The sequence below is a fragment of the Micromonospora sp. NPDC048909 genome, from assembly GCF_040649635.1.
GTDB lineage: Bacteria > Actinomycetota > Actinomycetes > Mycobacteriales > Micromonosporaceae > Micromonospora.
Map to the genome: position 1 here is coordinate 536,336 of NZ_JBEZFU010000002.1, position 23,777 is coordinate 560,112.

The window sequence follows — 23,777 nt, forward strand, 5'->3', positions numbered from 1 at the left end:
CCCGGCCGAGCCGTCAGGTGGCCTTGGCCAGCGCCTCGAACTCGTCGTCGGTGAGCTGCACCTCGGCCGCGCCGACGTTCTCCTCCAGGTGCGCCACCGAGGACGTACCCGGAATCGGCAGCATCACCGGCGACCGGCGCAACAGCCAGGCGATCGCCAGCTGGGCGGGGGTCGCGCCGTGCGCGGTCGAGATGGCGTCCAGCGGCCCGCCCGGCCTGGCCAGGTTGCCGGTCGCGATCGGGAACCACGGGATGAACGCCAGATCGTCGCGCTCGCAGTACTCCAGGACCGGCTCGGCGCTGCGATCGGCCAGGTTGTAGAGGTTCTGCACCGACACGATCGGGGTGATCGCCCGGGCCGCCTCGATCTGCTCCACCGTCACCTCGGAGAGGCCGATGTGCCGGATCTTGCCCTCCTGCTTGAGCAGCGCCAGCTCCCCGAGCTGGTCGGCGAGCGGCACCTGCGGGTCGATCCGGTGCAGCTGGTAGAGCGGGATGCAGTCCAGGCCCAGGTGGCGCAGGCTCAGCTCACACTGCTGACGCAGGTACTCCGGGCGGCCCAGCGGACGCCAGTCGCCCGGGCCGGCTCGGGTGAACCCGCCCTTGGTCGCGACGACCACGTCGTCGGCGTACGGGTGCAGCGCCTCGCGGATCAGCAGCTCCGAGACGAACGGTCCGTACGAGTCGGCGGTGTCGATGAAGGTGACCCCGAGCTCGACGGCCCGGCGCAGCACCCGGACCGCCTCGGCCGGGTCCTTCGGGTCGCCCCAGACACCCGGCCCGGTGATCTGCATCGCGCCGTAGCCGAGCCGGTCGACCTGGACGTCACCGCCGATCCGGTAGGTGCCGGAGGCCTTCGCGGGCCGCGGGCTGGCGTCGGTTGCCATGCTGGATCCCCCTCGCGTCGTCGTCAGCGGCAAATCTATCCACCCTGCTCGGAGCTTTCCCGCCGATCGCCACACCCGCTGTTCCGGCTGGGACGCGTCCGGTGAGCCGCGCGCGGAGCGCGCCCATGGTCGGGATGGCGCTAGCGGTGGGCGCGCCCGCTCTGCTACCACTGGCCCAGGTCGATGCGTTCGACGGGGGAGGATCGATGTGGCGGCGGCTCAGGTCCGACCCGGTGCGCCGGCTGCGGGAGCGGTTGGACGGGTTCGGCACCACCATGGACGCGCGGCGGGTGCTCGGCCCGGACGCGGTCCGGGACGCGGAGGCGGTCATCGACCTGGTCACCCGGTCACCCCCCGAACCGCCGCTGGCGGAGAACGTCACCGAAGGGCTCTTCCTGCTCGCCTGCCTGTACTGGTACCGCTACCAGATCCTGCCCCCGGGCCAGGACGCCGACGAGCTCGCCCAGGCCGTCAAGGTGACCGAGCTGCTGCTGCGCGTCGCGCCGGAGCGGGTCCCGCCGTCGCTGCTGGCCATGCTGCAGGCGCACCGGTCGCCGGCCGGCTCCGGGCGGATCCCCGGCGCGCGCACCGCCGGCGGCACGAGGCCGGGCGGGGGTACGGCTGGCAGCGGCACCGGCGAGGCGGCCGCGTTGTTCGCCGAGGCCGTCATGCTGATGGGCGGCGCGGAATCGACCGGCGACTACCGGGTCGCGGACCAGGCCCAGGCGCTGCTGGAACAGGCGCTGGCGGTCACCCCGGCCGGCGTGCCGGAGCGGCTGCACCACCTCTCCGCGCTCGGCCGGGTGCACCGCGACCAGTTCCGGCACCTCGGCCGGCGCCGGGCGTTGCAGGCGGCGATCGACGCGCACCGGGAGAGCCTGGAGTCGACCCCGGCCGGTGACCCGCAGCGGGCGACCCGGCTGTTCAACCTCGGCAACGTGCTCGCCGACCGCTACGAGCTGGCCGGCGACGCGGCGGCGCTGGACGAGTCGGTCCAGCTGCTCGGCGACGCGGCCCGGGCGACCCCGGCCGACACCCCGCTGGGGGTCCTGGTCCGCGCCAACCTGGGACAGCGGCTGCGGGAGCGCTGGCGGCGGCGCGGCGAACCGGCCGACCTCGACCGCGCGGCGGAGGCCCTCGCGCTCGCGGCGCGCGCCGGCACCGACCCGCAGATCGTCGCCCTGTACGCCTCGGTGGCCGCCGAGCGCTACACCACCGGCCGCGACGACGAGGACCTGGACGAGGCGATCGAGGCCAACCGGGCCGCGCTCGCCGGCGCGGGCTTCGTCGGCGGGCTGGCCGGCATCGCCCGGGTCAGCCTGGCGGCGCTGCTCGGCGAGCGGTACGAGCGCCGCGGCGACCCGGCCGACCTGGACGCGGCGATCGAGGCGTACCGGGCGGCGGCGGAGGGCGCCTCCGAGTCCGACGGGGTGGGCGCGGACGAGCTGTGGCACACCGTCGGCAAGCTGCTGGAGTCCCGCTACCAGCTGCACCGGCGCTCCAGTGACCTCACCGAGGCGGTGCGGCTGCTCCGCGCGGGAGTGGCGGCGGCCACCGACCCGGTGGAGCGGGCGGTGCGCCTGGGCGACCTCGGCTACACGCTCGGCCGCTGGCACAGCGTCCTGGCCGGGGTGACGACGCTGCGCGAGAGCCGAGAGGTGCTGACCGAGGCGGTGCGGTTGCTTCCGGCGGGGCATCCGAAGCGACCCGACCTGCTGAACAACTTGGGCAACGAGCTGCGTGAGCTGGCCGACCAAGCGGGGGAGTACGACCTGCTGGCACCGTCGGCCGCGGCGCTGCGCTCCGCCGTCGCCGCCGCCGACGCGGCCTCTCCGATGCTGCCCCGGTACCTGTCGAACCTCGGGCTGACGTTGCAGGCGCTCTTCGGCCGCACCGAGGACCTCGCGACGCTCACCGAGGCGATCGCGGTGCTGCGCCGGGCCGTCACGGCCGCCGGACCGGGGCACCCGGATCGGCCTGCCGCGCTGACCAACTACGCCTCCGCGCTGAACCGGCGGGTGGAGCTGGCCGTCAACCGAGCGTTGCCGGCCGGCGGGTCCGGCGCCACGGACCCGGAGCGGGACGCGCGGACCGCGGTCGAGATGCTGCGCGAGGCGCTCGAGCTGGCCCCCCGGGAGGCCGAGCCCGAGGAGTACGCGCGGATCCTCGGCACCTTCCTCCTCGCCCAACTGCTCCGCTACCGGCTCACCGGGGACGCCGCGGCCCTCGACGAGGCGATCACGCTGCCCGTGCGCGAGTGGGACGCGTTGCCCGAGGCCTCCCCGGATCGGTACCGGCTGCTCACCAACCTCGGCAACGCGCTGCTGCTCCGGTTCCGCGACTCCCGGTCCGGCCGGGACGCGGTGCGGCTGCTGGCCGTCTACCGGGCCGCGGTCGACGCCCTGCCCGCCGGGCATCCGGACCGCACCATGTGCCTGAGCAACCTGGCGGGCGCGATCGAGACGATCGCCCGTCCACCCGACGAGCCGGACGCCGCCCGGCCGGCCGGCAGCGCCGCCGCCGACCGGGCCGCCGCCCCGGCCGGGCACCCCGACGACGTCGCCGTGCCGGTGGTCGACCTGGCCGAGGCGGCCACGGCGCTGCGGGACGCGGCGGCGGTCGAGTCGGCCCCGTCCGTGCTGCGCGCCGATGCGGCGGCCCGGTACGCGGCGCACGCGGCCTCGGCCGGTGACCTGCCGGCCGCCCTGGACGGGTACGCCACCGCCATCGAGCTGATCGACCTGTTCGCCTGGCACGGCATGGACCCCGACGACCAGGCGCGGCTGCTCGCGCGGTTCCCCGGGCTGGCCGGCGACGCGGCAGCGGTCGCGATCGCGCTCGACCGGCCCGAACGCGCCGTGGAGCTGCTCGAGTACGGCCGTGGGGTGCTGCTGACCCGCGCCCACGACGCCGGCGCCGACCTGGCGGTCCTGCGCGAGCGGGCGGCCCGGCTGGCCGACCAGCTCGCCGGCGTGCAGTCCGAACTGGACGGGTTCGACCCGTCGCCGGTGTGGACGACGTCCGGGCCGGCGTCGCCGTCGTTCCCCGAGCCGGCGTCGCCGTCCCCGCCCGGGCCGCCGTCCCTGCCCGGGGCCCCGGCTCCCGCCGGGCCGGCGGTCGCCCCGATCCCCGCGCCGGCGGGCGGGCCGGAGCGCCGGCACGAGCTGGCCACCCGCCGACGTGAGCTGCTGGCCGAGATCCGGCGACTGCCCGACCTCGCCGGCTTCCTGCGCCCGCCGCCCTTCGCCGATCTGGCCCGAGCGGCCGACGCCGGACCGGTCGTGCTGGTCAACGTCGCCGACCGGCGCTGCGACGCGCTGGTGGTCGGCGCGGGACGGGTCGACGTGGTGCCGCTGCCCGAGCTGACCGCCGCCGAGCTGGTGGTCCGCGCCGCCGTCTTCCTGGCCGCGATCGCCGAGGTCACCGGCGCGGCGCCGGGCGGCGTGCCACCCGCCCCCGACGCCGCGCCGGTGCCGACCGGCGCGGCGGCGGAACGAGGCCGGGTGGCAGCGCGCCGGCGGATAACCGAGACGCTGGACTGGCTGTGGCGGGTGGTCGCCGCCCCGGTGCTCGACACGCTCGACGGCGTCACCCCGCCCCCCGCCGGGTCGGACTGGCCGCGGCTGTGGTGGTGCGCCACCGGCGTGCTCACCCTGCTGCCGCTGCACGCCGCCGCCCCGCTCGGCGGCGGCCCCGGGGTGCTCGACCGGGTCGTGCCCTCGTACACGGCGTCGCTGCGCGCGCTGCGACGGGCCCGGGACGCCACGCCCGGCGGCGCGTCGCCGGTCAACTCGGCGCTGGTCGTCGGGATGCCGCAGACACCGGGCCTGACCGACCTGCCCGGCGTGGCGGGGGAGGAGGCGATCGTCCGCCGGCACCTGACCCACGTGCGGTCGCTGACCGGCCCGACGGCCACCCCGGCGGCGGTGCTCGCCGCGCTGCCCGAGCGGCCGGTGGCTCACCTCTCCTGCCACGGCACCCAGGACCTGACCGCGCCGACCCGGGGCCGGCTCGCGCTGGCCGGCGGTCCGCTGCAGGTACGGGACCTGTGGCGTCCGGCCGGCACCTCGGCCGCGCTCGCCGTCCTGTCCGCCTGCGACACGGTACGCGGCGGCGCGGCCCTGCCGGACGAGGCGCTCACCCTGGGCACCGCGTTCCAACTGGCCGGCTTCCGGCACGTGATCGGCTCGCTCTGGTCCATCTCGGACGCGCTGACCGTGCAGCTCTGCGCGGAGCTCTACGCCGGGCTGGCCGTGCCCGGCGGCATCGACCCGGAACGCGCCGCGCCGGCCCTGCACCACGCGGTCCGACAGCTGCGCGCCGCCCTGCCCGGCCTACCGGAGCTCTGGGCCGGCTACCTCCACATCGGACCATGATCGTGCCGACGCGCCGGCGACGGGATCGGAGTGGCCCGGCGCGTACCAGGTCACGCCGACCGCTGCCACCAGCAGCGCGGTGCAGAGCAGCACCAGGCGCACCCCGGCGCGCAGCGACCGGGCCGCCGCCAACGCCTCCTGGTGGTCGCCGAGGGGCGCCGGCAGGAGTTCGGCCACCGGGGTCACCGACAGCGGCCCGTGCGCGGCCCGCAGCAGCGCCACCGCACCGGCCGCCCCGGTCGCGACCGCCGCCAGCAGCAGCACACCGACCAGCGCGCCCCAGCCCGCGGCGAGCGTGCCGACGTCGGAGCGGCCCCGGATCAGGCTGAACCCGACCAGCGCCACCAGCAGCCCACCCAACCCGTTGCGCCAGGCCAGCGCGGCGGCGCGGACCCGGGTCAGCTCCCCGCCGAGCAACCCGCCCAGCTCCTGGGCCCGGCGCAGGTCGGCGCGGGCCGCCGGCGGCCCGGGGCGCAGCCGGATCACGACTCCACCTCCAGCAGCAGCGTCCAGTACGCGCCGCAGCCGGTCAGCCCGGCCGGGCGCGCCGGGTGCTCCGCCTCGCAGGCGCAGAGCACCGTGCGGTAGCCGGGATCACCGGACGGCGCCGGCGCCACGTGCTTGTAGACGTGCTCGACGACCGGGTAGGTGCTCGGGTGCCGGCAACGCGGGCAGTCCCCGCTCAGCAGCACGGCCGGGCCGTACTCCCGCGCCGTGAAGGTCTCCGCCGCCCACACGGCGTAGCCGTCGTCGGTCACCTCGGCGTACGGCAGCGGGCCCGGTCCCGCCGCCGGCTCGCGATCCTGCACCCTGCGCCCCTCCCGGCCGGTACGGACCGTCCACGGTAGTCGTCGGCGGCCCGGCGGTCACCCGCCCCGCGGGCCGACCCGCCGGCTCGCCCGAGCGGGGACGGGTGCCGCGGCGACCCGCCACGCGGGCGGGACCCGGTGTCCGACCGAGCCGGCCCGCGGCGAACTCGGCGGCCGGGCCGGAACCGCCCAGGGCGGGGGCAACCGGGCGGCCCGGGCGGACCGGATTGGCCGAGCGCCCGGTGGGCCGTCGCGGCCCGTGCGACGCTGAGCCGGTGCCGATGCCGCCGACCCGCGACGGGTCGCGCGCCCGGCGCCACGGCGGGAAGGGGCAGCCAGTGACGGGAGTGCCGCAGGTCGACTTCGCGCTCGACACGTACGAGTGCATCGTGCTCTATCCCGGCGCGGCCGGGCGGGCCCTGCCGACCGAGACGATCCAGCGCCTGCAGGCCGAGCACACCGAGCACATGCAGGCATTGCAGCGCCGGGGCATCGTCCTGGTCGCCGGCTCGGTGGACGGGCCGGCCCGCGAACCGGAGCCGCCGATCGGGTTCGGGCTGGCCCGGACCGGCTCGGTGGACGACGTGCGCAGCGTGATGGAGGCCGACCCGGCGGTGCAGGCCGGGCTCTACCGGGTCGACGTGCTGACCTTCCTCTGCCCGGCCGGTTCGCTGGAGTTCCCGCTGGCCAAGACGCAGAGCTGAGCCGGGTCGCAGATCGGCGGGTGTCGTCATGACGACGGCGCCGGGCTCACGGCCGGTGTTAGCGTCGCGCCAGCCAGGACGGCCGTCGGGGCGCACCGGGCGCCTCGCCCGGCCCGGTCGAGGAGTCGCCATGACCTCCGTCGCCGCCCCCGACGTCCAGCGGGCCGTCGCCGACCTGCGTCCCGTCCTCGGTGATCGCCTGGCGGTGCCCGGCGACGCCGGCTTCGCCGCCACGGTCCGGCTCTGGAACAGGGCCGTCGACCGTACCCCCGCGCTGGTCGCCCGCTGCCACGACGCCGACGAGGTGGCGCTGGCCGTGCGGGTGGCCACCGGCTGCCACCTGCCGCTGTCGGTACGCGCCGGCGGGCACGACTGGGCCGGCCGGGCGCTGCGCGACGGTGGGCTGGTGCTCGACCTGACCGGGATGCGGACGGTGGAGGTCGATCCGGCGGCGGGCACGGTCACCGTGGCCGGTGGCGCCACCGTCGCCGACGCGCTGGCCGCCGCCCGGCCGTACGACCTGGTGCTGGCCACCGGCACGGTGCGCGCGGTCGGCCTGGCCGGATTGACCCTCGCCGGCGGCTACGGGCCGCTCTGCGGCCGGTTCGGGCTGGCGCTGGACAACCTGCTCGCGGCCGAGGTGGTCCTCGCCGACGGCCGCCGGGTCACCGCCGGCCCGGACGACGACGCCGAGCTGTACTGGGCGCTGCGCGGCGGCGGCGGCAACCTGGGCGTGGTCACCCGGCTGCGCTACCGGGCGCACCGGCTGCCTGCCGCGCTCGCCGGCATGATCCTCTTCGCCCTGGACGAGGCGCCGGACGTGCTGCGCGGCTACCGCGACGTGCTCGCCGCCGCACCCGACGAGCTGACCGTGATGGCCGGCTTCCTGCCCGGCCCGGCGGGGGAGCCGCTGGTCTTCGTCTGCCCGACGTACAGCGGCCCGGATCTCGCCGCGGGCCAGGCCGCGGTGGCCGCGCTCCGCGCGCTCGGCACCCCGCTGGTCGACCAGGTCGGGCCGCTGGCCTACGAGGACGTGACGCGAATGTTCGACGGCGGGATGACCGACGGCAACCACTACCTGCTGCGGACCCGCTGGCTGCCGGGGCTCGACGACGCCGCCGTCGAGGTGCTGGTCGACGCGGCCCGACGGATCACCTCGGCGCACTCGGCGGTGGCGCTGCACCACTTCCACGGAGCGGCCAGCCGGGTGGGCTCCGCCGACACCGCGTTCGCGCTGCGCACCGACCACCTGCTGGCCGAGGTGATCGCGGTCTGGACGCCGACGGACGACCCCGGGCCGCACCACGAGTGGGCCGAGCGGACCTCCGCCGCGCTCGCGGCGCACGCGCTGCCCGGCGGCTATCCGAACCTGCTCGCCCCGGCCGAGACCGACCGGGTCCGGCTCGCCTACGGCGCCAACTACGACCGGCTGCTGCGGGCCAAGCGCCGCTACGACCCGCGGGGGGTCTTCACCGCCGTACCCACGCTGGCGCCGTCGCCCAGCGGTGGCCCGGACGACGGTGGGAGCGCGCCCGCCCCGCCGCCGCGGGCGGCGTCCGGTGGCGGCTGAGCCGGTGGTCGGGGACCGGGCGCCGACCTGGCCGGCGGGAGCACCCCGCCGGTCGACGCCGCCGGAGGCGTACGATTCCCGGCGCGCGGTCGCCGTTGCCCGCCAGCCACAACGTCCCCGGTGCGGTTCCGCCCGCCGGTCAGTGCGGATGCCGCGCGACGTTGGACAATTGTTTCGCAGCCCGCAAGGGGTCGGCCCGCAGCCAGACCCGGAAGAGAGACTAGCCTGATGGGCGTGACACGCCGCGCGAAGATCGTCTGCACTCTTGGCCCCGCCACCTCGTCGCCGGAGCGCATCCGAGGGCTCGTCGAGGCCGGGATGAACGTGGCGAGGCTGAACTTCAGCCACGGCAGCCACGCCGACCACGAGGCGGTCTACCGGCTGGTTCGCGAGGCGGCCGAGGCGGCCGGGCGGCCGGTGGCGATCCTGGCCGACCTGCAGGGCCCCAAGATCCGGCTGGGTCGGTTCGCCGACGGCCCGCACGAGTGGCGCACCGGCGACTCCGTCGTGATCACCAGCGACGACATCGTGGGCACCAAGGAGCGGGTCTCCTGCACCTACCGGAAGCTGCCGCAGGAGGTCAAGGCGGGCGACCGGCTGCTGATCGACGACGGCCGGGTCGCCGTCGAGGTCAGCGAGGTCACCGGCAGCGACATCCGCGTGCTGGTCACCGAGGGTGGCCCGGTCTCCAACAACAAGGGCGTCTCGCTGCCGAACGTGGCGGTCAGCGTCCCGGCCATGTCGGAGAAGGACGCCGAGGACCTGCGCTTCGCGCTCGGCCTGGGCGTCGACATGATCGCCCTCTCCTTCGTCCGCTCGGCGGACGACATCAAGCTCGTCCACACGATCATGGACGAGGAGGGCGTGCGCCGCCCGGTGCTGGCCAAGGTCGAGAAGCCCGAGGCGGTGGACCACCTGGAGGCGATCGTGCTCGCCTTCGACGGGGTCATGGTCGCCCGCGGCGACCTCGGCGTGGAGCTGCCGCTTGACCAGGTGCCGCTGGTGCAGAAGCGGGCCGTGCAGCTCTGCCGGGAGAACGCCAAGCCGGTCATCGTGGCCACCCAGATGCTCGACTCCATGATCGAGAATTCCCGCCCGACCCGCGCCGAGGCCTCCGACGTGGCCAACGCGGTGCTCGACGGCGCGGACGCGGTGATGCTCTCCGGCGAGACCAGCGTCGGCAAGTATCCGGTTCTCACCGTCAGCACCATGGCGAAGATCGTCACCACCACCGAGTCCGGCTCGATCGGGGTGCCCCGGCTCCAGCACGACCCGCGTACCCACGGCGGCGCGCTCACCGTCGCCGCCTCCTCGATCGCCCGGGCCATCGGCGCAAAGGCCCTGGTGGCCTTCTCGCAGACCGGCGACACCGTCAAGCGGCTCTCCCGGCTGCACTGCGACCTGCCGCTGCTGGCCTTCACCCCGGTCCCCGAGGTGCGCAACCAGCTCGCGCTCTGCTGGGGCGTGGAGACCTTCCTGATGCCGTTCGTGCAGCACACCGACGACATGTTCCGCCAGGTCGACCAGGCCCTGCTCGGCCTCAACCGGGCCAACCCGGGCGACTACGTGGTGATCGTCGCCGGCAGCCCGCCCGGCACCCCCGGCTCGACCAACACGCTGCGCGTGCACCAGCTCGGCTCGCTGGTCGATGCGGCGTCGGCGCGGGCGTTGCAGTGAGCGCCCCGAAGGTCGCGGTCGGCCAGGCCGCGGTCGACCAGCTGCTCGAGGTGCTCGACCTCGAGCAGACCGGCGACAACGCCTTCCGGGGAATGAGTCCGCCGGTCGGGCCGCAGCGGGTCTACGGCGGGCAGGTCGCCGGCCAGGCGCTGGTGGCCGCCGGCCGCACCGTCGACCCGGAGCGCTTCGTGCACTCGCTGCACGGCTACTTCGTCCGCCCGGGTGACCCGGTCGAGCCGATCGAATACCGGGTGGAGGACGTCCGCGACGGGCGGTCCTTCTCGGTGCGCCGGTCGGTGGCCCTGCAGCACGACAAGCCGATCTTCTTCATGTCGGCCTCGTTCCAGCGGGCGGAGGAGGGGCTGGACCACCAGGCCCCGGCGCCGCCGGACGTGCCCGCGCCGGAGGACGTGCCGACGATGTCCGACCGGCTCGCCCGCTACCCGGAGCGGCTCGGCATCTGGGGCCAGATCCCCCGGCCGATCGACGTGCGCTACGTCGGCGAGCCCGGCTGGGTGCGCCCCGGCGACCGGCCCGCCGACCCGCAGCAGCGGGTCTGGATGCGCATCGACGGCAAGCTGCCGGACGATCCGCTGCTGCACGCCTGCGCGCTCACCTACGCCTCCGACCTCACCCTTCTCGATTCGGTGCTCTCGGTGCACGGCGAGGTGTGGGGGCCCGGCGGCGTGGTCGGCGCCAGCCTGGACCACGCGCTCTGGTTCCACCGGCCGTTCCGCGCCGACGAGTGGTTCCTCTACGACTGCTGGAGCCCGTCGGCGTCCGGCGCCCGTGGGCTGGCCACCGGTCGGATGTTCACCACCGACGGCCGGCAGATCGCCAGCGCCGTCCAGGAGGGCCTGCTGCGCCGCGTCGGCGCCTGAGCGCCCCGGCCCGGGCCGCCGCGCGCCGAGGACCTGCCTCGGGCCGCGCGGCCGGCCGGCCAGCCTTGCTGGCCGATCGGCCGAGGCCGGCGGACCGGGCGGCTGACCAGCGGGCTAACCTTGCCGGCATGCGCCTCTCCGCTCGGGTCGACTATGCCCTCCGTGCCGTCGCCGAGCTCGCGGCGACGGCCAGCGGGCCCGGGCGGGGCCGCCCGGTCACCGCCGAGCAGATCGCCCGAGCTCAGGAGATCCCGCCGAAGTTCCTGGAGAGCATCCTGCTGCAGCTGCGCCGCGGCGGCATCGTGCACGCCCAGCGCGGCCCGGAGGGCGGCTACTGGCTGGCCCGCCCGGCCGAGGAGATCTCCCTCGCCGAGGTGATCCGGGTGATCGACGGCCCGCTCGCGCACGTGCGGGGGCAGCGGCCGGAGCAGCTCGGCTATCACGGGGCGGCCCGCTCGCTGCAGGAGGTCTGGATCGCGCTGCGGGCCAGCGAACGGGAGATCCTGGAGCTGGTGACGGTCGCCGACGTGGCCGGTGGCACCCTGCCCAACCGGATCACCGAGCTGGCCGCCGACCCGCGCGCCTGGATCTGACCGCCGTTCGCCGTCGTCCCACCCACCGATCGGGCCCTTGACCGGAGCCCCGGCGTGCCGCATTGTCGACCAAGTCGATAGGAGATGCCGAAAAGTCAGGGGGCGCTCGTGCGCAAGCTGTTGGTCCTCGCACTGGTCGGACTCGCCGCGCAGCTGGTCGACGGCTCGCTCGGCATGGCGTACGGGTTGACGTCGTCGACGCTGTTGCTGGTCGCCGGGGTGGCGCCGGCCGCCGCGTCGGCCTCGGTGCACCTCGCGGAGATCGGCACCACGCTCGCCGCCGGGGTGGCGCACTGGCGGTTCGGCAACGTCGACTGGCGGGTGGTCTCCCGCATCGCCGTACCCGGCGCGCTCGGCGCCTTCGCCGGCGCGACCTTCCTCAGCTCCATCTCCACCGACTCGGCCGCCCCGTGGATGGCCGGCATCCTCTTCGTCCTCGGCGCCTACCTGCTCATCCGCTTCGCCCGACCGCTGCGCACCGGCGTTGCCGCGGGCCGGCTGCGGGGGCGCTTCCTCGGTCCGCTCGGCCTGGTCGCCGGCTTCGTCGACGCCACCGGCGGTGGCGGCTGGGGGCCGGTCGCCACCCCGGCGCTGCTGGTCTCCGGGCGGATGGAACCGCGCAAGGTGATCGGCTCGGTGGACACCGCCGAGTTCGTGGTCGCCGGCGCCGCCAGTGTCGGCTTCCTGATCGGCCTCGGCACCGAGGGTTTCCTGCTGCCCACCGTGGCCGCGCTGCTGGTCGGCGGCCTGATCGCCGCGCCGGTGGCCGCCTGGCTGGTGCGGATCGTCCCGGCCCAGCTGCTCGGCGCCGCGGTCGGCGGGGTGATCGTGCTGACCAACGCCCGCACGTTGCTGCGCGCCGGCGAGTTCGGCGGCGCGACGCCGCCCCTGATCTACGCGCTGCTCGCCGCCGGCTGGGTGCTCGCCCTGGTGCTGGCGGTACGGGCGCTGCGCCGGACCCGCCGGGAGCGGGCCACGGTGCGGCCGGCCGTGCCGGTCGCCGCGGCCGAGCCGGTCGACGCCGAGCGGGTCGACGCCGAGCCGCGTCCGTTGGCCGCCCTCGAGCGCTGAACCGCCCCCGGGTCCATCAGCCCTTGCCGAGCAGGTCGGTCGCGGCCTCGTCGAGCAGGCGCCAGGCCTCGTCGACGTGCGCCTCGGCGGTCTGCGGGGAGCCGACCGCCAGGCGCAGCGTGTACCGGTCGCCGACCCGGGTGTGGGTCAGATGGACCCGGCCGGTGCCGTTGACCCGGGCCAGCAGGTCGGCATTGACCGCGTCCAGCTCGGCCCCGACCCGCAGCCGGAAGCAGACCAGCGAGAACGGGTGCGGCGCGGCCAGCTCGAACCGGTCGTCGGCGCGGACCCGCTCGGCGAAGCGGGCGGCCAGCGCCACGCCCCGGCGGATGTGCGCCCGAAGCCCCTCGACGCCGTACCAGCGCAGCACGAACCAGAGCTTCAACGCCCGGAACCGGCGGCCCAGCGGCACCTGCCAGTCCCGGTAGTCGATCACCGCGCCGGACTCGGTGGCGGCGTTGCGCAGGAACTCCGGCATCACCGTCAGCGCCTCGATCAGCTCGCTGCGGTCGGCGACCCAGAACGCGTCGCAGTCGAAGCCGGTGAGCAGCCACTTGTGCGGGTCGAAGCAGTACGAATCGGCGTACTCCAGGCCGGCGTGCGACCAGCGCAGCTCCGGGCAGACCGCGGCCGCGCCGGCGTACGCGGCGTCCACGTGCAGCCAGATCCCGTACTCCGCGCAGATCGCGCCGATCTGCGGCAGCGGGTCGACGGCGGTGCTGGAGGTGGTGCCGATGGTGGCCACCACGATCGCCGGCAGGTCACCGGCCGCCCGGTCCGCCTCGATCGCGGCGCGCAGCGCGTCCGGGCGCATCGCCTGCGTGTCCGGGTCGACCTCGACGGCCCGCACCCCTTCGCCGCCGAGACCGGCGATCCGCGCCGCCTTCTCGATCGAGGAGTGCCCGTGCGTCGAGGTGTACGCCCGGTAGCGCCGGTCGACACCGTGGTCGCGCCACCGGCCGCCGCTGGCCCGGTGCAGCGCGGCGAGGGTGGCGACCAGGGTGGCCGAGGAGGCCGAGTCCTGGATGACGCCGCCGCCGCGGGTGTGCGACCGGAACCGCTGCGGCAGGTCGAGCAGCCCGGCCAGCCAGTCCAGCATCACCGTCTCCAGCTCGGTGCAGGCCGGGGCGGTCGCCCAGAGCATGCCCTGCACACCGAGCCCGGAGCTGACCAGGTCGCCCAGCACGCTGGGCCCGGAGGTGTTGGCCGGGAAGTAGCCGAAGAACCCGGGGTGCTGCCAGTGCGTCAGCCGGGGCGTGACCAGCGCGTCCAGGTCGGCCAGGACCGCCTCGACCGGCTCGCCGGCGGTGGGGGGCGCGGCCGGCAGAGCGGCGGCGAGCGCGCCCGGCGGATCGGCCGAGGTGACCGGCCGCTGCCCGAGCGTCGTCCAGTAGTCGGCGATCCAGTCGACCACGGCGTGGCCGGCGCGGCGGAACTCGTCCGGGTCCATGTGCGGTGCGCTCACCCGGACGAGTCGATCACCTGTGGGCGACCGGGGCAAGAGCCCGGCTCGGAGTCGGGGCGCTGCGGCCCGCCGGTCGGCGGGCCGAGGGGGCAGGCACCGGGCCGGCAGCCGCGGAATCCGCACAGCTCCGGCCCGGTGCGCCACACCGCGGCATTCCCGACCCGTCCCGACCGGGAATGCCGTACCACCACCGGGACCAAATCTAGGCCGGGTCCGGGTCGCGGGGGTGACGCCAGCGTGAAGATCGTGTTTCAGGCGGTGCGGCGCAGGCCACCGGCGACCTGCTCGGCGATCAGCTCGTACGAGCGCACCCGGTCGTCGACGTCGTAGACCAGCGTGGTCAGCATCAGCTCGTCGGCGCCGGTGCGCGCCAGCAGGTCGGCGAGCTGCCGCCGCACCGTCTCCGGGGAGCCCATCGCCTGGCCCTCGCGGCGCTGCAGGACGAAGTCCCGCTCGATCTCGGTGTACGGGTACGCCGCCGCCTCGTCGGGCGTGGCCAGCGGCTCGGGCCGCCCCGAGCGCAGCTTCAGGAAGGAGAGCGCGCTCGGCCCGGCCAGCCACTCCGCCCGCTCGTCGGTGTCCGCGCAGACGGCGTTGACCGCCACCATCGCGTACGGCTTCTCCAGCCAGCGCGACGGCCGGAAGTTCTGCCGGTACAGCGCCAGCGCGGGCAGCGTGTTCTGGGCGCTGAAGTGGTGCGCGAAGGAGAACGGCAGCCCGAGCAGGCCGGCCAGTTGGGCGCTGAAACCGCTGGAGCCCAGCAGCCAGATCGCCGGCTGCTGACCACGACCGGGGGTGGCGGTGATCGGGCCCGGCTCCTCGCCGCTGAAGTAGTTCATCAGGTCGGCCAGCTCACGGGGGAAGCCCTCGGCCGACAGCCCCTCCATGGTCCGGCGCAGCGCCAGCGCGGTCACCTGGTCGGTGCCCGGCGCACGGCCGATGCCGAGGTCGATTCGGCCCGGGTGCAGCGCCTCCAGCGTGCCGAACTGCTCGGCCACCACCAGCGGCGCGTGGTTGGGCAGCATCACCCCACCGGAACCGAGCCGGATGGTCGAGGTCGCCGCGGCGAGGTGCGCGAGCAGCACCGCCGGCGCGGAGCTGGCGATCGCCGGCATGTTGTGGTGCTCGGCCACCCAGAACCGGTGGTAGCCCAGTTCCTCGGTACGCCGGGCGAGCTCGGTGGTGTGCCGCAGGGCTTCGCCGGCGGTGGCGCCGGCAGCGACCGGAGCAAGATCAAGAACGGAGAGCGGTACGGTGATCACACGGCAGGCCAACCCCCACCGCGCCGGATTTGTTCCCCGAAGCGACTCATCCCACGCCGCGAGCCTGCTCGAAGATCAGGCTGGTCTGGGTGTGCTGCACCGCCGGGTCCACCGCCAGATGGTCGAGCACGAAGTCGCGCAGCGCGTCGGCCGACGCCGCCCGCACGTGCAGGACGTAGTCCTCCGCGCCGGCCACGTGGAACACCGACACCACGCCGGGCAGCCGCACCGACCGGCCCCGGAACGCGTCCACCGCCGCCCGCTCGTGCTCCCGGAGCCGCACCGAGACCAGCGCCTGCAACGGCAGCCCGAGCGCCGCCGGGTCGACGTCGGCGTGGAAGCCCCGGATCGCCCCGGACTCGCGCAGCGCGCGGGTGCGCGCCAGGCAGGTCGAGGGCGCCACCCCGACCCGCTCGGCGATGGCGTTGTTCGGCAGCCGGCCGTCGGCGGCCAACTCGGTGAGGATCGCGCGGTCGACGTCGTCCAGGGCCGCGAGGGGCCGAAGATCGTTCAGCACAGGGGGCATGGCGACATCCTCCACCGAATCTGATCCACATTCCAGCCGGTTTAACAGAATCATCTTCGGAGCCATTGTGATCTGACGGCCTGATGTTCGACGCTTCCGGCATGACGACGACCGTGGACACCCGCGCCGTACACGCTGGCCGCGACGACCTGAGCGCCCTCGGCGTCCACGTGCCGCCCATCGACCTCTCCACCACCAACCCGCTGCCCTCCGTGCAGGACGGCGGCCACGCCTACGAAACCCTCGCCAACGGCGCGCCGCTGCCACCCGGCGCCAGCGCCGTCTACCAGCGGCTCTGGAACCCCACGGTGGCCCGCTTCGAGACCGCGCTCGCCGACCTCGAAGGCACCGCCGCGGCCGTCGCCTTCGCCAGCGGCATGGCCGCCCTCACCGCCACCGTGCTCGCCGCCACCCGGGACGGGCACCGCCACGTCGTCGCCGTCCGCCCCCTCTACGGCGGCACCGACCACGTGCTCGCCAGCGGGCTGCTCGGCACCACCGTGACCTGGGCCCGACCCGACGAGGTCGCCGCCGCCATCCGCCCCGACACCGCGCTGGTCGTCGCCGAGACCCCCGCCAACCCCACCCTCGACCTGGTCGACATCGCCGCGCTCGTGCACGCCGCCGGCGACGTGCCGGTGCTGGTCGACAACACCGTCGCCACCCCGGTGCTCCAGCAGCCGGCCCGGCACGGCGCCACGCTCGTCCTGCACAGCGCCACCAAGAGCATCGGCGGGCACGGCGACGTCCTCGCCGGCGCCGTCGCCTGCGACGCCGACTGGGCCGCCCGACTCCGGCAGGTCCGCGCGGTCACCGGCGCGATCCTGCACCCGCTCGGCGCCTACCTGCTGCACCGCGGCCTGCAGACCCTGCCCGTGCGGGTCCGCGCCCAGCAGGCCGCCGCGGAGAAGCTCGCCGCCTGGCTCGTCGGCCACCCCGCCGTCGAACGCGTCCACCACCCCTCCCGGCACGACCCGGCCGGGCTGGTCGGCCGGCAACTGGCCGGCACCGGCAGCCTGCTCGCCATCGAGGTACGCGGCGGCGCGGCCGCCGCCGCCACCGTCGCCGGCGCCTGCCGCCTGATCACCCACGCGGTGTCGCTCGGCGGGGTGGACACCCTGATCCAGCACCCCGCCTCGCTCACCCACCGGCCGGTCGAGGGCGACGCGAAGCCGGCCGGCGGCCTGCTGCGCATCTCGGTCGGCCTCGAGGACCCGGAGGACCTGCGCGCCGACCTGGCCCAGGCGCTCGCCATCATCGGCTGACCGCCCGCGGGCCCCTCGGCCCCGGCGGCCCGCCGGGCTCGATCGGCGCAGCCGTCAGGTCAGGTCCCGGTTCGCCAGCACCCGACGCGGCGAGCCCTCCCGGGCCACCCGCAGCATCGCCCGACCGAGCCGGTCGGAGCTGGTGACCTGCCCCGGGAAAAGCCGCTGCACCAGCGGATAGAGCGGGCGGGTCACCACGTACCCGAGCCGGTACCAGCGGGTCTTCGACACCGCGCCGTGCGTCGGCTGGATGAAGCCGGGCCGGGCCGCGTAGCCGTTGGGCAGCAGGTCGAGCACCGCGTTCTCGGCGCGTCCCTTGACCCGCGCCCACATCACCCGACCCTGACCGGTGGAGTCGGTGCCGGCTCCGGAGACGTAGACGAACGTGGCGCCCGGGCTGACCTCGGCGAGCAGGCGCGCCGCCGCCACCGGGTAGTCGTAGCTGATCCGGGTGTACGTCGCCTCGTCCAACCCGAGCGAGGAGACGCCGAGGCAGTAGAAGCAGGCGTCGACGCCGGTCAGCTCGTCGCGTAGCGCGCCCAACTCGCCCACGTCGTCGACGGTGATCTCCCGCAGCTTCGGATGCCGCTGGCCGGTGGGCGTGCGCCCGATCACCAGCACGTCGCGCACGTCGTCGGCGAGCAGGCTCTCCCGGAGCACACCCTGCCCGACCATGCCGGTCGCACCGAAGATGACCACTCTCACCGTTGCGCTCCGCTCTCCGGCCGCCCGCCGGGCTCGATCTGATCGGCGCGCTCGCCCGCGTCGCCGTCGTGGGTGTTGCCGTCGTCCGACCGGATCAGCCGGGCGACCGCGTCGGTGACCGTACGCCGCCGCTGCCGCAGCCCGTCCGGACCGGAGGTCGGCGCCAGCTCGGCCGAGCCGAGCATGGAGAGGCCGACCACCAGCAGCAGCAACTCGTCTGCCGGGTAGCGGTCGGGAAGCCGGCCGGCCCGCTGGGCCGCCGCGATCGCCGCCGCCTTGTCCGCGTTCGACGCCGCCACCGCCGGCGGCAGCGCCGTCATCCCACCGCGCTCGAGCGAGTGCCAGAGCAGCAGCCGCAGCGCCTGCGGATGGGTCTGGTTGCGGTCGAAGAGCCGGCCGGCGTACCCGGGAAGGTCGTCCGGGTCGATCGGCACCTCCGTGACGGTGCTCACCACCAGCGCGTCGAAGACCGCGTCGAAGAGCTGGTCCTTGTTGCCGAAGTAGGCGTAGATCATCGCCTTGTTCGCGTCCGCCGCGGCGGCGATCCGGTCCACCCTTGCTCCGGAGATGCCGCGCGCCGCGAACTCGTCGGCGGCGGCGGCCAGCAGCCGTCGCCGGGTGTCCTCCGCGTCCCTTGCCATGCGGACAGGGTAGCTGACCAACTGGTTAGTTGCGTCGCCGGCCGCGCCGTGCTTCACTCGACGCAGTAACCAACCAGTCAGTTAGTTAGCCGAAAGGAGTGACGATGAGCGGCTACCCCGTGCCCGACCAGTCCGGACGCCTCGCGGTCGTGACCGGCGCCAACAGCGGCGTCGGACTGGAGACCGCCCGCCGACTCGCCGCCGCCGGCGCCGAGGTGATCCTCGCCGTACGCAACACCGACAAGGGCGACACCGCCGCGGCCGACATCCGCGACACCACCCCCGACGCCCGGCTCCGCGTCGAGGAACTCGACCTGTCCCGCCTCGCCTCGGTCGCCGACCTCGCCCGCCGGCTCACCGCCGCCGGCCGGCCACTGGACCTGCTGGTCAACAACGCCGGCGTGATGGCCGTACCGACCCGGCACACCACCGCCGACGGCTTCGAACTCCAGTTCGGCACCAACCACCTCGGCCACTTCGCGCTCACCGGTCGACTGCTCCCGCTGCTCACCGCCGGCAACCGCCCCCGCGTGGTCACCCTGAGCAGCGGCACCCACCACTTCGGCCGGATCGACTTCGACGACCTGCAGAGCGAGCGGCGCTACAGCGCCCACCGCGCCTACGCCCAGTCGAAGCTCGCCACGCTGATGTTCGCCGACGAACTGCACCGGCGCAGCGACCGGCACGGCTGGGGCCTGCTCAGCAACGCCGCGCACCCCGGCGCGACCCGGACCAACCTGCAGGCCGCCGGCCCCAGCCTCGGCCGCGACCGCACCGAGATCCCGTTCTCCACCCGGCTCACCATGCGGATCCCCGGGTTCTGGCAGGACGTCGACCAGGGCGCGCTGCCCACCCTCTACGCCGCCACCAGCCCGGACGCGGCGGGCGGCGAATACTACGGCCCGAACGGCCCGTTCGGCCTGACCGGCCAGCCCGCCGTCGCGCGCAAGTCGCGCCGCGCCCGCGACCTCGCGGCCGCGGAGCGGCTGTGGCGGGACTCCGAGCAGCTCACCGGCGTGGTTTACCCGCGCTCGGCCGTGCCCCTCGACCGCTAGGCACCTGCCGGCCCGCAGGCATCCACAAGATCACGGTCGAACCGGGATGTAGTGGGCTCGCGCTGTCAGGGATGCCACCACATCCTGGATCCAGCCCGATTGTGCGGATCGCGGGCGATCGGCGCGCCCGGCCCTCAGGACTTCGGGCCCACGTGTTGGTCGAGCGCGGCGACCGCGTCCCGCCGGGCCACCGACAGCGAGTTGCGGCGGTTCATCCGCCAGGCGATGCCGAGCTCGTCGAGCGCCCACTGGCAGAGCCCCATGATGTCGACCGACTCGTTGACGAACATGTAGCGCGGATAGACGTACTCCTTGCCACGCACTCTCACCCGGTTGGCGATCCGGCAGCCGTCGGAGTGGAACAGACCCCGGAGGAGGTCGCCCGGACAGGCGCTCACGATCTTCCGCTGCCAGTCGGCCAGAACAATTGGCCGCTCGTGCTTCTTGCCCGGCCCGTGCTGCGGCAGCAGGCAGGGCCAGTGCTTGCCATAGGCGGCGGGGTCTGTCGGATTCTCGACGTCGGGGGAGCAGCCGGAAGCACCGCGAAGCAGTGCCAACGACGGCGGGTTCGGGTCGGTCCACGCACCAGTGCCAGACGGTCGTGTAGGGCAGCGAGAGTGCGCGGGCTATCGAGCGGATGTTGTCGCCCCGTGCGAGAAGAGCCTGGGCGCGCGTCCGCAGGTGTGGTGGATGCACACCCTAATCATCGAACCGATGTACGACAAAAGTGCCGGGAGCGGGACTCGAACCCGCACGCCCTTTCGGGCAGATGCTTTTGAGGCATCCGAGTCTGCCGATTCCTCCATCCCGGCTCCGCCCCTCGGGCGGGTGTCGCTCACTGTACCCGACTAGTCTCATGCGGGAGCATGGGCGGTAGCAGTGCAAGAACGATGGTGGGGGTAGGGCTCGTGGCCGAGACGCAGACGGATGCCGAGCGCAGGCGCGTACTGATCGCCGAGGACGAGGCGCTCATCCGGCTGGACCTCGCCGAGATGCTGGTCGAAGAGGGCTACGAGGTGGTGGGAGAGGCCGGCGACGGCGAGACCGCCGTCCGGCTCGCCGAGGAGCTCAAGCCCGACCTGGTCATCCTCGACATCAAGATGCCGATCATGGATGGGCTGGCCGCCGCCGAGCGGATCGCCGGCGCCCGGATCGCCCCGGTGATCATCCTGACCGCGTTCAGCCAGCGTGACCTGGTCGAGCGGGCCCGGGCGGCCGGCGCGATGGCCTACCTGGTGAAGCCCTTCCAGAAGAGCGACCTGGTGCCGGCGGTCGAGATCGCGCTCTCCCGCTACGCGGAGGTCGCCGCCCTGGAGGCGGAGGTCGCCGGCCTGACCGACCGCCTGGAGATCCGCAAGACGGTGGAGCGGGCCAAGGGCGCGCTGATGACGACCTACGGGATGACCGAGCCGCAGGCGTTCAAGTGGATCCAGCGCACCGCGATGGACCACCGGATGACCATGAAGGAGGTCGCCGAGCGGATCCTCGCCGAGACCGCCGGCGGCGAGGTGACCCGGCCGGCCTCCTGACGGCCGCACTTCGGGGGGCGCCAGCACCGGCTGCTGATAGATAGCATCGGATCCGTGGCCCTCAGGCGCGTGATCGCGATGTTCGGTCTGTCCGCCGTGCTCCTCGCCGGCTGTGACCGCGCGCCCGCGCGGGTCGATCCCGAGCCGCTCGCTCCGGCGTGGCAGCAGGTGACCCTGCCGGCGCCGCCCGGCGCTTCCGGTCGGCTGCTGCTGCGCGACGCCGTGGCCTGCGCGGGCCGCTGGTACCTGGTGGGTGGGGTCGCCGACGCCGCCGGGGGCACCCGCCCGGCGGCGTGGACCAGCACCGACGGCCCCGCCTGGCGGAACGTGCCGATCCGGGCCGACTCCTTCTACGGTCGGCAGAACGTCCTCTACGCGGTGGGCTGCCGCGACGGCGTGGCCGCAGTGATCGGTGCGAAGGTGGGCGGGGCCCACGGTTATCCGCGGGTGAGCACCTGGCGGCAGCTGCCGGACGGCGGGTTGGTCGAGGTGCAGGCGCCGTTCGAGACGTTCGGTGGGCCGAAGGCGGTCAACGTGTCGCGGTTGGCCGGCGGCCCGGCCGGGTGGTTGATCGCGGGCAACCGGTCCAGCGGGGCGGCCGCCTGGGTGTCGCCCGACGCCGCCGAGTTCGCCCTGGTGGAGGGCGCGCCGGAGTTGGCGACCGATGCGACCGGGGTTAGCTGGGCGTTCGACGCGGTGGCCGGGCCGGCGGGCTGGTTGGCGGTCGGCGGGTTGCTGCCGCCGGGGCGCATCGACCGTGATCCGGCGGTCTGGGCGTCGTCCGACGGGCGTTCCTGGCAGCGGACGGTGCTGCCGGGCAGCCGGGACTACGAGGAGTTGCAGCGGGTCGTGCTCGTCGACGGGGTGCCGGTGGCGGTGGGCCTGCGGGGCGGCACCTTCGGTGCGTGGCGGCAGGAGCCGGGCGGGTGGGTGGCGGCGGGTGGTTTCGGCCGTCGGGCCGCGTCCGGGGTGCCGTCGGTGACCTCTCTCGTGGCCGCCGGTGGTCGGCTGGTCGTCGCGGTGAGCGACGGGGAGCGGCACTCGGTCTGGGAGTCGGTCGACCGGGGCGGCTCGTGGCGGGCGGTGCGCACTCCGGCCGAGCCGTTGGCGGGGGCGGACCGGGACGTGGCGCTCGTGGCGGTGGGTGACCGCTGGTGGCTGGCGGTCGACGACGGGCAGCGCGGCGGGCTCTGGACGGCGCCGGTCGGGTCGGGTTCGTGACCGATCGGTCGGGCGACGGGCCGGGTGTGACCGGGTGCCGGCCGGCGCGGTGACCCGGGCTGCGGTGGTGCTCATGGCTGGTCGGGGAGTGGGTGTCGACTGCGCCGGCTGGGGTGTTAAGGACCGATCGACGGATTGACCTGTTACGGGGACCGGGCGGATCGCGTACGTCTTCGTAACGGTTTCGCAGACCCCGGCACTAGGCCTTCCGGGACGGTGTGCGGTGTCGGTACGCTCCGCCATCACGAGCCGTAACGCAGGGGGCGTCCCTGCGGGGTGGGTGGAACTGCGGGTAGCTGCTGTCCCCGTCGTGTTCGGGTCAGGCACGCCCGCATCTGGAGGAGGTCAGGAAGCCGTGAGGCGAAGCTATGTACGGGCGCTGAGCACCGCCGCGCTCGCTGCGACCCTGGTGGTCGCGGCTGGTTGTCAGGACTCTGGCGGTGGCGACGGTGGCACCGCGTCGGGTGACTGCGGTGGCAAGATCGCGATCTTCGGCGCGTTCACCGGTGACAACGCGGGTCTGGTCATCCCGTCTCTGAACGGCGGGAAGCTCGCCGTCAAGCAGTTCAACGAGGCGAACCCGGACTGCAAGGTCACCCTGCAGGAGTTCGACACCCAGGGTGACCCCGCGGTGGCGACCCCGTTCGCGAACCAGATCGCGGGTGACAACTCGTTCCTCGGTGTCATCGGTGGTCACTTCTCCGGTGAGTCGGACGCCACGATGCCGATCTACCAGGCCGCTGGCCTGGCGATGGTGGCCCCGTCGGCGACCCGTACCGACCTGACCCAGAAGGGCAACACGTCCTTCTTCCGGGTGGTCGGCAACGACGGCACCCAGGCCGGCGCGGTGGCGACGTACCTGAAGTCGCAGAACGCGCAGAAGGTCTTCATGATCGATGACGCCAGCGCGTACGGCGCGGGTATCACCGACGAGCTGGGCAAGCAGCTCGGCCCGCTGGTGGTGAACAAGGACAAGATCCAGGAGCGGCAGGCGCAGTTCGACGCCACCATCTCCAAGATCAAGGCGGCGCAGGCCGACTACGTCTTCTACGGCGGTTACACCCGTGAGGCTGCTCCGCTGGTGAAGCAGATGCGCGCCGCGGGCGTGCAGGCCAAGTTCGTCGGCCCGGACGGTCTCTACGACCCGGCGTTCCCGGAGGGTGCTTCCGGCGGTGCCGAGGGCGCGATCATCACCTGCCCGTGCCTCCCGGCTGACAAGGCCGGCGGCACCTTCTCGGCCGACTACCAGAAGGAGTACGGCATCGCGCCGGGCTCCTACGGTGCCGAGGGCTTCGACGCCGCGAAGATCTACCTGGACGCCTTCAAGGACGGCAAGAAGACCCGGGCGGACATCCTGGCGTACGTGAAGGCGTACGACAAGCAGGGCGTGTCGAAGTACATCAAGTTCGACGCCAAGGGTGACGTCGACCCGACCAAGGTCGTCATCTGGGCCTACCAGATCAAGGGCACGGCGATCGAGCCGCTGCAGGAGCTCAAGCTCAGCTGACGCCTAGGCGCTGGAGTGCGGCCGGGGTGTTGAA

At 74.5% G+C, this 23,777-nt stretch carries 21 protein-coding genes and 1 tRNA gene; 12 read left to right on the forward strand and 10 right to left on the reverse strand.

What is annotated here, in order from left to right; translation table 11 throughout:
• Positions 1–13: 13 nt before the first annotated feature.
• Entirely contained in the window at positions 14–886 is an 873-nt protein-coding gene (locus AB0C04_RS08660; RefSeq protein ID WP_357050382.1) for an aldo/keto reductase, read from the reverse strand.
• A 134-nt stretch (positions 887–1,020) separates the two neighbouring features.
• On the opposite strand from AB0C04_RS08660, the gene AB0C04_RS08665 reads away from it, so the two are divergent.
• Positions 1,021–5,262, forward strand: a complete 4,242-nt coding sequence (locus tag AB0C04_RS08665; RefSeq protein WP_357050385.1) for a CHAT domain-containing protein — start codon at positions 1,021–1,023, stop codon at positions 5,260–5,262.
• Here the strand turns inward: AB0C04_RS08665 and AB0C04_RS08670 are convergent.
• On the reverse strand, positions 5,221–5,748 hold the full coding sequence (locus tag AB0C04_RS08670; protein ID WP_357050388.1) for a hypothetical protein: 528 nt from the start codon (positions 5,746–5,748) through the stop codon (positions 5,221–5,223). The two genes, AB0C04_RS08665 and AB0C04_RS08670, sit on opposite strands and share 42 nt — an antisense overlap.
• Positions 5,745–6,071 carry a hypothetical protein gene (locus AB0C04_RS08675; protein WP_357050391.1) on the reverse strand — a complete coding sequence of 109 codons (327 nt, stop codon included), beginning with the start codon at positions 6,069–6,071 and terminating at the stop codon, positions 5,745–5,747. Before AB0C04_RS08675 ends, AB0C04_RS08670 begins: the two co-directional genes overlap by 4 nt.
• Positions 6,072–6,409: 338 nt before the next feature.
• Here AB0C04_RS08675 and AB0C04_RS08680 point away from each other — a divergent pair, with 338 nt between their 5' ends.
• The 6 genes from AB0C04_RS08680 (at position 6,410) to AB0C04_RS08705 (ending at position 12,567) form a co-directional block, all read left to right on the forward strand.
• Positions 6,410–6,775 (forward strand): YciI family protein, encoded by a 366-nt coding sequence (locus AB0C04_RS08680; RefSeq protein ID WP_357050394.1) that lies wholly within the window; start codon positions 6,410–6,412, stop codon positions 6,773–6,775.
• 130 nt (positions 6,776–6,905) lie between these two features.
• Positions 6,906–8,345, forward strand: a complete 1,440-nt coding sequence (locus AB0C04_RS08685) for an FAD-binding oxidoreductase (protein ID WP_357050397.1) — start codon at positions 6,906–6,908, stop codon at positions 8,343–8,345.
• A 228-nt stretch (positions 8,346–8,573) separates the two neighbouring features.
• Complete coding sequence (gene pyk, locus AB0C04_RS08690) at positions 8,574–10,022, forward strand: pyruvate kinase (protein ID WP_357050400.1); 1,449 nt, start codon at positions 8,574–8,576, stop codon at positions 10,020–10,022.
• Positions 10,019–10,903, forward strand: a complete 885-nt coding sequence (locus AB0C04_RS08695; RefSeq protein WP_350872559.1) for an acyl-CoA thioesterase II — start codon at positions 10,019–10,021, stop codon at positions 10,901–10,903. The genes pyk and AB0C04_RS08695 overlap by 4 nt, the downstream gene beginning before the upstream one ends.
• Before the next feature lie 128 nt (positions 10,904–11,031).
• Positions 11,032–11,496 (forward strand): Rrf2 family transcriptional regulator, encoded by a 465-nt coding sequence (locus AB0C04_RS08700; protein ID WP_357050404.1) that lies wholly within the window; start codon positions 11,032–11,034, stop codon positions 11,494–11,496.
• Positions 11,497–11,604: 108 nt separating this feature from the next.
• Positions 11,605–12,567, forward strand: a complete 963-nt coding sequence (locus AB0C04_RS08705) for a sulfite exporter TauE/SafE family protein (RefSeq protein WP_357050407.1) — start codon at positions 11,605–11,607, stop codon at positions 12,565–12,567.
• Between the two features lie 16 nt (positions 12,568–12,583).
• Here the strand turns inward: AB0C04_RS08705 and AB0C04_RS08710 are convergent, their stop codons facing one another.
• From AB0C04_RS08710 to AB0C04_RS08720, 3 genes are all read right to left on the reverse strand, one after another.
• Complete coding sequence (locus tag AB0C04_RS08710; RefSeq protein WP_357050410.1) at positions 12,584–14,032, reverse strand: pyridoxal-dependent decarboxylase; 1,449 nt, start codon at positions 14,030–14,032, stop codon at positions 12,584–12,586.
• Positions 14,033–14,283: 251 nt separating this feature from the next.
• The gene (locus AB0C04_RS08715) at positions 14,284–15,294 is read right to left on the reverse strand and encodes an LLM class flavin-dependent oxidoreductase (RefSeq protein WP_357050413.1); all 1,011 of its coding nucleotides are present in this window, start codon (positions 15,292–15,294) and stop codon (positions 14,284–14,286) included.
• Between the two features lie 46 nt (positions 15,295–15,340).
• Positions 15,341–15,820, reverse strand: a complete 480-nt coding sequence (locus AB0C04_RS08720; protein ID WP_350872568.1) for an Lrp/AsnC family transcriptional regulator — start codon at positions 15,818–15,820, stop codon at positions 15,341–15,343.
• A gap of 83 nt (positions 15,821–15,903) precedes the next feature.
• Between AB0C04_RS08720 and AB0C04_RS08725 the strand changes: the two genes are divergently transcribed.
• Positions 15,904–17,085, forward strand: coding sequence for a PLP-dependent aspartate aminotransferase family protein (locus tag AB0C04_RS08725; protein ID WP_357050416.1), 1,182 nt, complete (start codon positions 15,904–15,906; stop codon positions 17,083–17,085).
• Positions 17,086–17,139: 54 nt separating this feature from the next.
• Here the strand turns inward: AB0C04_RS08725 and AB0C04_RS08730 are convergent, their stop codons facing one another.
• Both AB0C04_RS08730 and AB0C04_RS08735 read right to left on the reverse strand, forming a co-directional pair.
• Entirely contained in the window at positions 17,140–17,790 is a 651-nt protein-coding gene (locus AB0C04_RS08730; protein ID WP_357050419.1) for an epimerase, read from the reverse strand.
• Positions 17,787–18,431 carry a TetR family transcriptional regulator gene (locus AB0C04_RS08735; protein WP_357050422.1) on the reverse strand — a complete coding sequence of 215 codons (645 nt, stop codon included), beginning with the start codon at positions 18,429–18,431 and terminating at the stop codon, positions 17,787–17,789. The genes AB0C04_RS08730 and AB0C04_RS08735 overlap by 4 nt, the downstream gene beginning before the upstream one ends.
• A gap of 104 nt (positions 18,432–18,535) precedes the next feature.
• Between AB0C04_RS08735 and AB0C04_RS08740 the strand changes: the two genes are divergently transcribed.
• Entirely contained in the window at positions 18,536–19,486 is a 951-nt protein-coding gene (locus AB0C04_RS08740; protein WP_357050425.1) for an SDR family oxidoreductase, read from the forward strand.
• 134 nt (positions 19,487–19,620) lie between these two features.
• Here the strand turns inward: AB0C04_RS08740 and AB0C04_RS08745 are convergent, their stop codons facing one another.
• Entirely contained in the window at positions 19,621–20,043 is a 423-nt protein-coding gene (locus AB0C04_RS08745; protein ID WP_357050428.1) for a hypothetical protein, read from the reverse strand.
• A gap of 171 nt (positions 20,044–20,214) precedes the next feature.
• Positions 20,215–20,298: transfer RNA gene (locus tag AB0C04_RS08750), tRNA-Leu, on the reverse strand.
• Between the two features lie 96 nt (positions 20,299–20,394).
• On the opposite strand from AB0C04_RS08750, the gene AB0C04_RS08755 reads away from it, so the two are divergent.
• The 3 genes from AB0C04_RS08755 (at position 20,395) to AB0C04_RS08765 (ending at position 23,743) form a co-directional block, all read left to right on the forward strand.
• Positions 20,395–21,015, forward strand: coding sequence for a response regulator (locus tag AB0C04_RS08755; protein ID WP_350872578.1), 621 nt, complete (start codon positions 20,395–20,397; stop codon positions 21,013–21,015).
• A 54-nt stretch (positions 21,016–21,069) separates the two neighbouring features.
• Positions 21,070–22,236, forward strand: coding sequence for a hypothetical protein (locus tag AB0C04_RS08760; protein ID WP_357050433.1), 1,167 nt, complete (start codon positions 21,070–21,072; stop codon positions 22,234–22,236).
• A gap of 355 nt (positions 22,237–22,591) precedes the next feature.
• Positions 22,592–23,743, forward strand: coding sequence for a branched-chain amino acid ABC transporter substrate-binding protein (locus AB0C04_RS08765; RefSeq protein ID WP_350872582.1), 1,152 nt, complete (start codon positions 22,592–22,594; stop codon positions 23,741–23,743).
• The last annotated feature ends 34 nt before the right edge of the window (positions 23,744–23,777 follow it).

What these genes read in the sequence shown, in the direction of transcription:
- AB0C04_RS08660 (WP_357050382.1), bottom strand. Translation starts at nt 886, where the DNA reads ATGGCAACCGACGCCAGCCCGCGGCCCGCGAAGGCCTCCGGCACCTAC.
- AB0C04_RS08665 (WP_357050385.1), top strand. Translation starts at nt 1,021, where the DNA reads ATGGCGCTAGCGGTGGGCGCGCCCGCTCTGCTACCACTGGCCCAGGTC.
- AB0C04_RS08685 (WP_357050397.1), top strand. Translation starts at nt 6,906, where the DNA reads ATGACCTCCGTCGCCGCCCCCGACGTCCAGCGGGCCGTCGCCGACCTG.
- pyk (WP_357050400.1), top strand. Translation starts at nt 8,574, where the DNA reads ATGGGCGTGACACGCCGCGCGAAGATCGTCTGCACTCTTGGCCCCGCC.
- AB0C04_RS08700 (WP_357050404.1), top strand. Translation starts at nt 11,032, where the DNA reads ATGCGCCTCTCCGCTCGGGTCGACTATGCCCTCCGTGCCGTCGCCGAG.
- AB0C04_RS08720 (WP_350872568.1), bottom strand. Translation starts at nt 15,820, where the DNA reads ATGCCCCCTGTGCTGAACGATCTTCGGCCCCTCGCGGCCCTGGACGAC.
- AB0C04_RS08725 (WP_357050416.1), top strand. Translation starts at nt 15,904, where the DNA reads ATGTTCGACGCTTCCGGCATGACGACGACCGTGGACACCCGCGCCGTA.
- AB0C04_RS08735 (WP_357050422.1), bottom strand. Translation starts at nt 18,431, where the DNA reads ATGGCAAGGGACGCGGAGGACACCCGGCGACGGCTGCTGGCCGCCGCC.
- AB0C04_RS08740 (WP_357050425.1), top strand. Translation starts at nt 18,536, where the DNA reads ATGAGCGGCTACCCCGTGCCCGACCAGTCCGGACGCCTCGCGGTCGTG.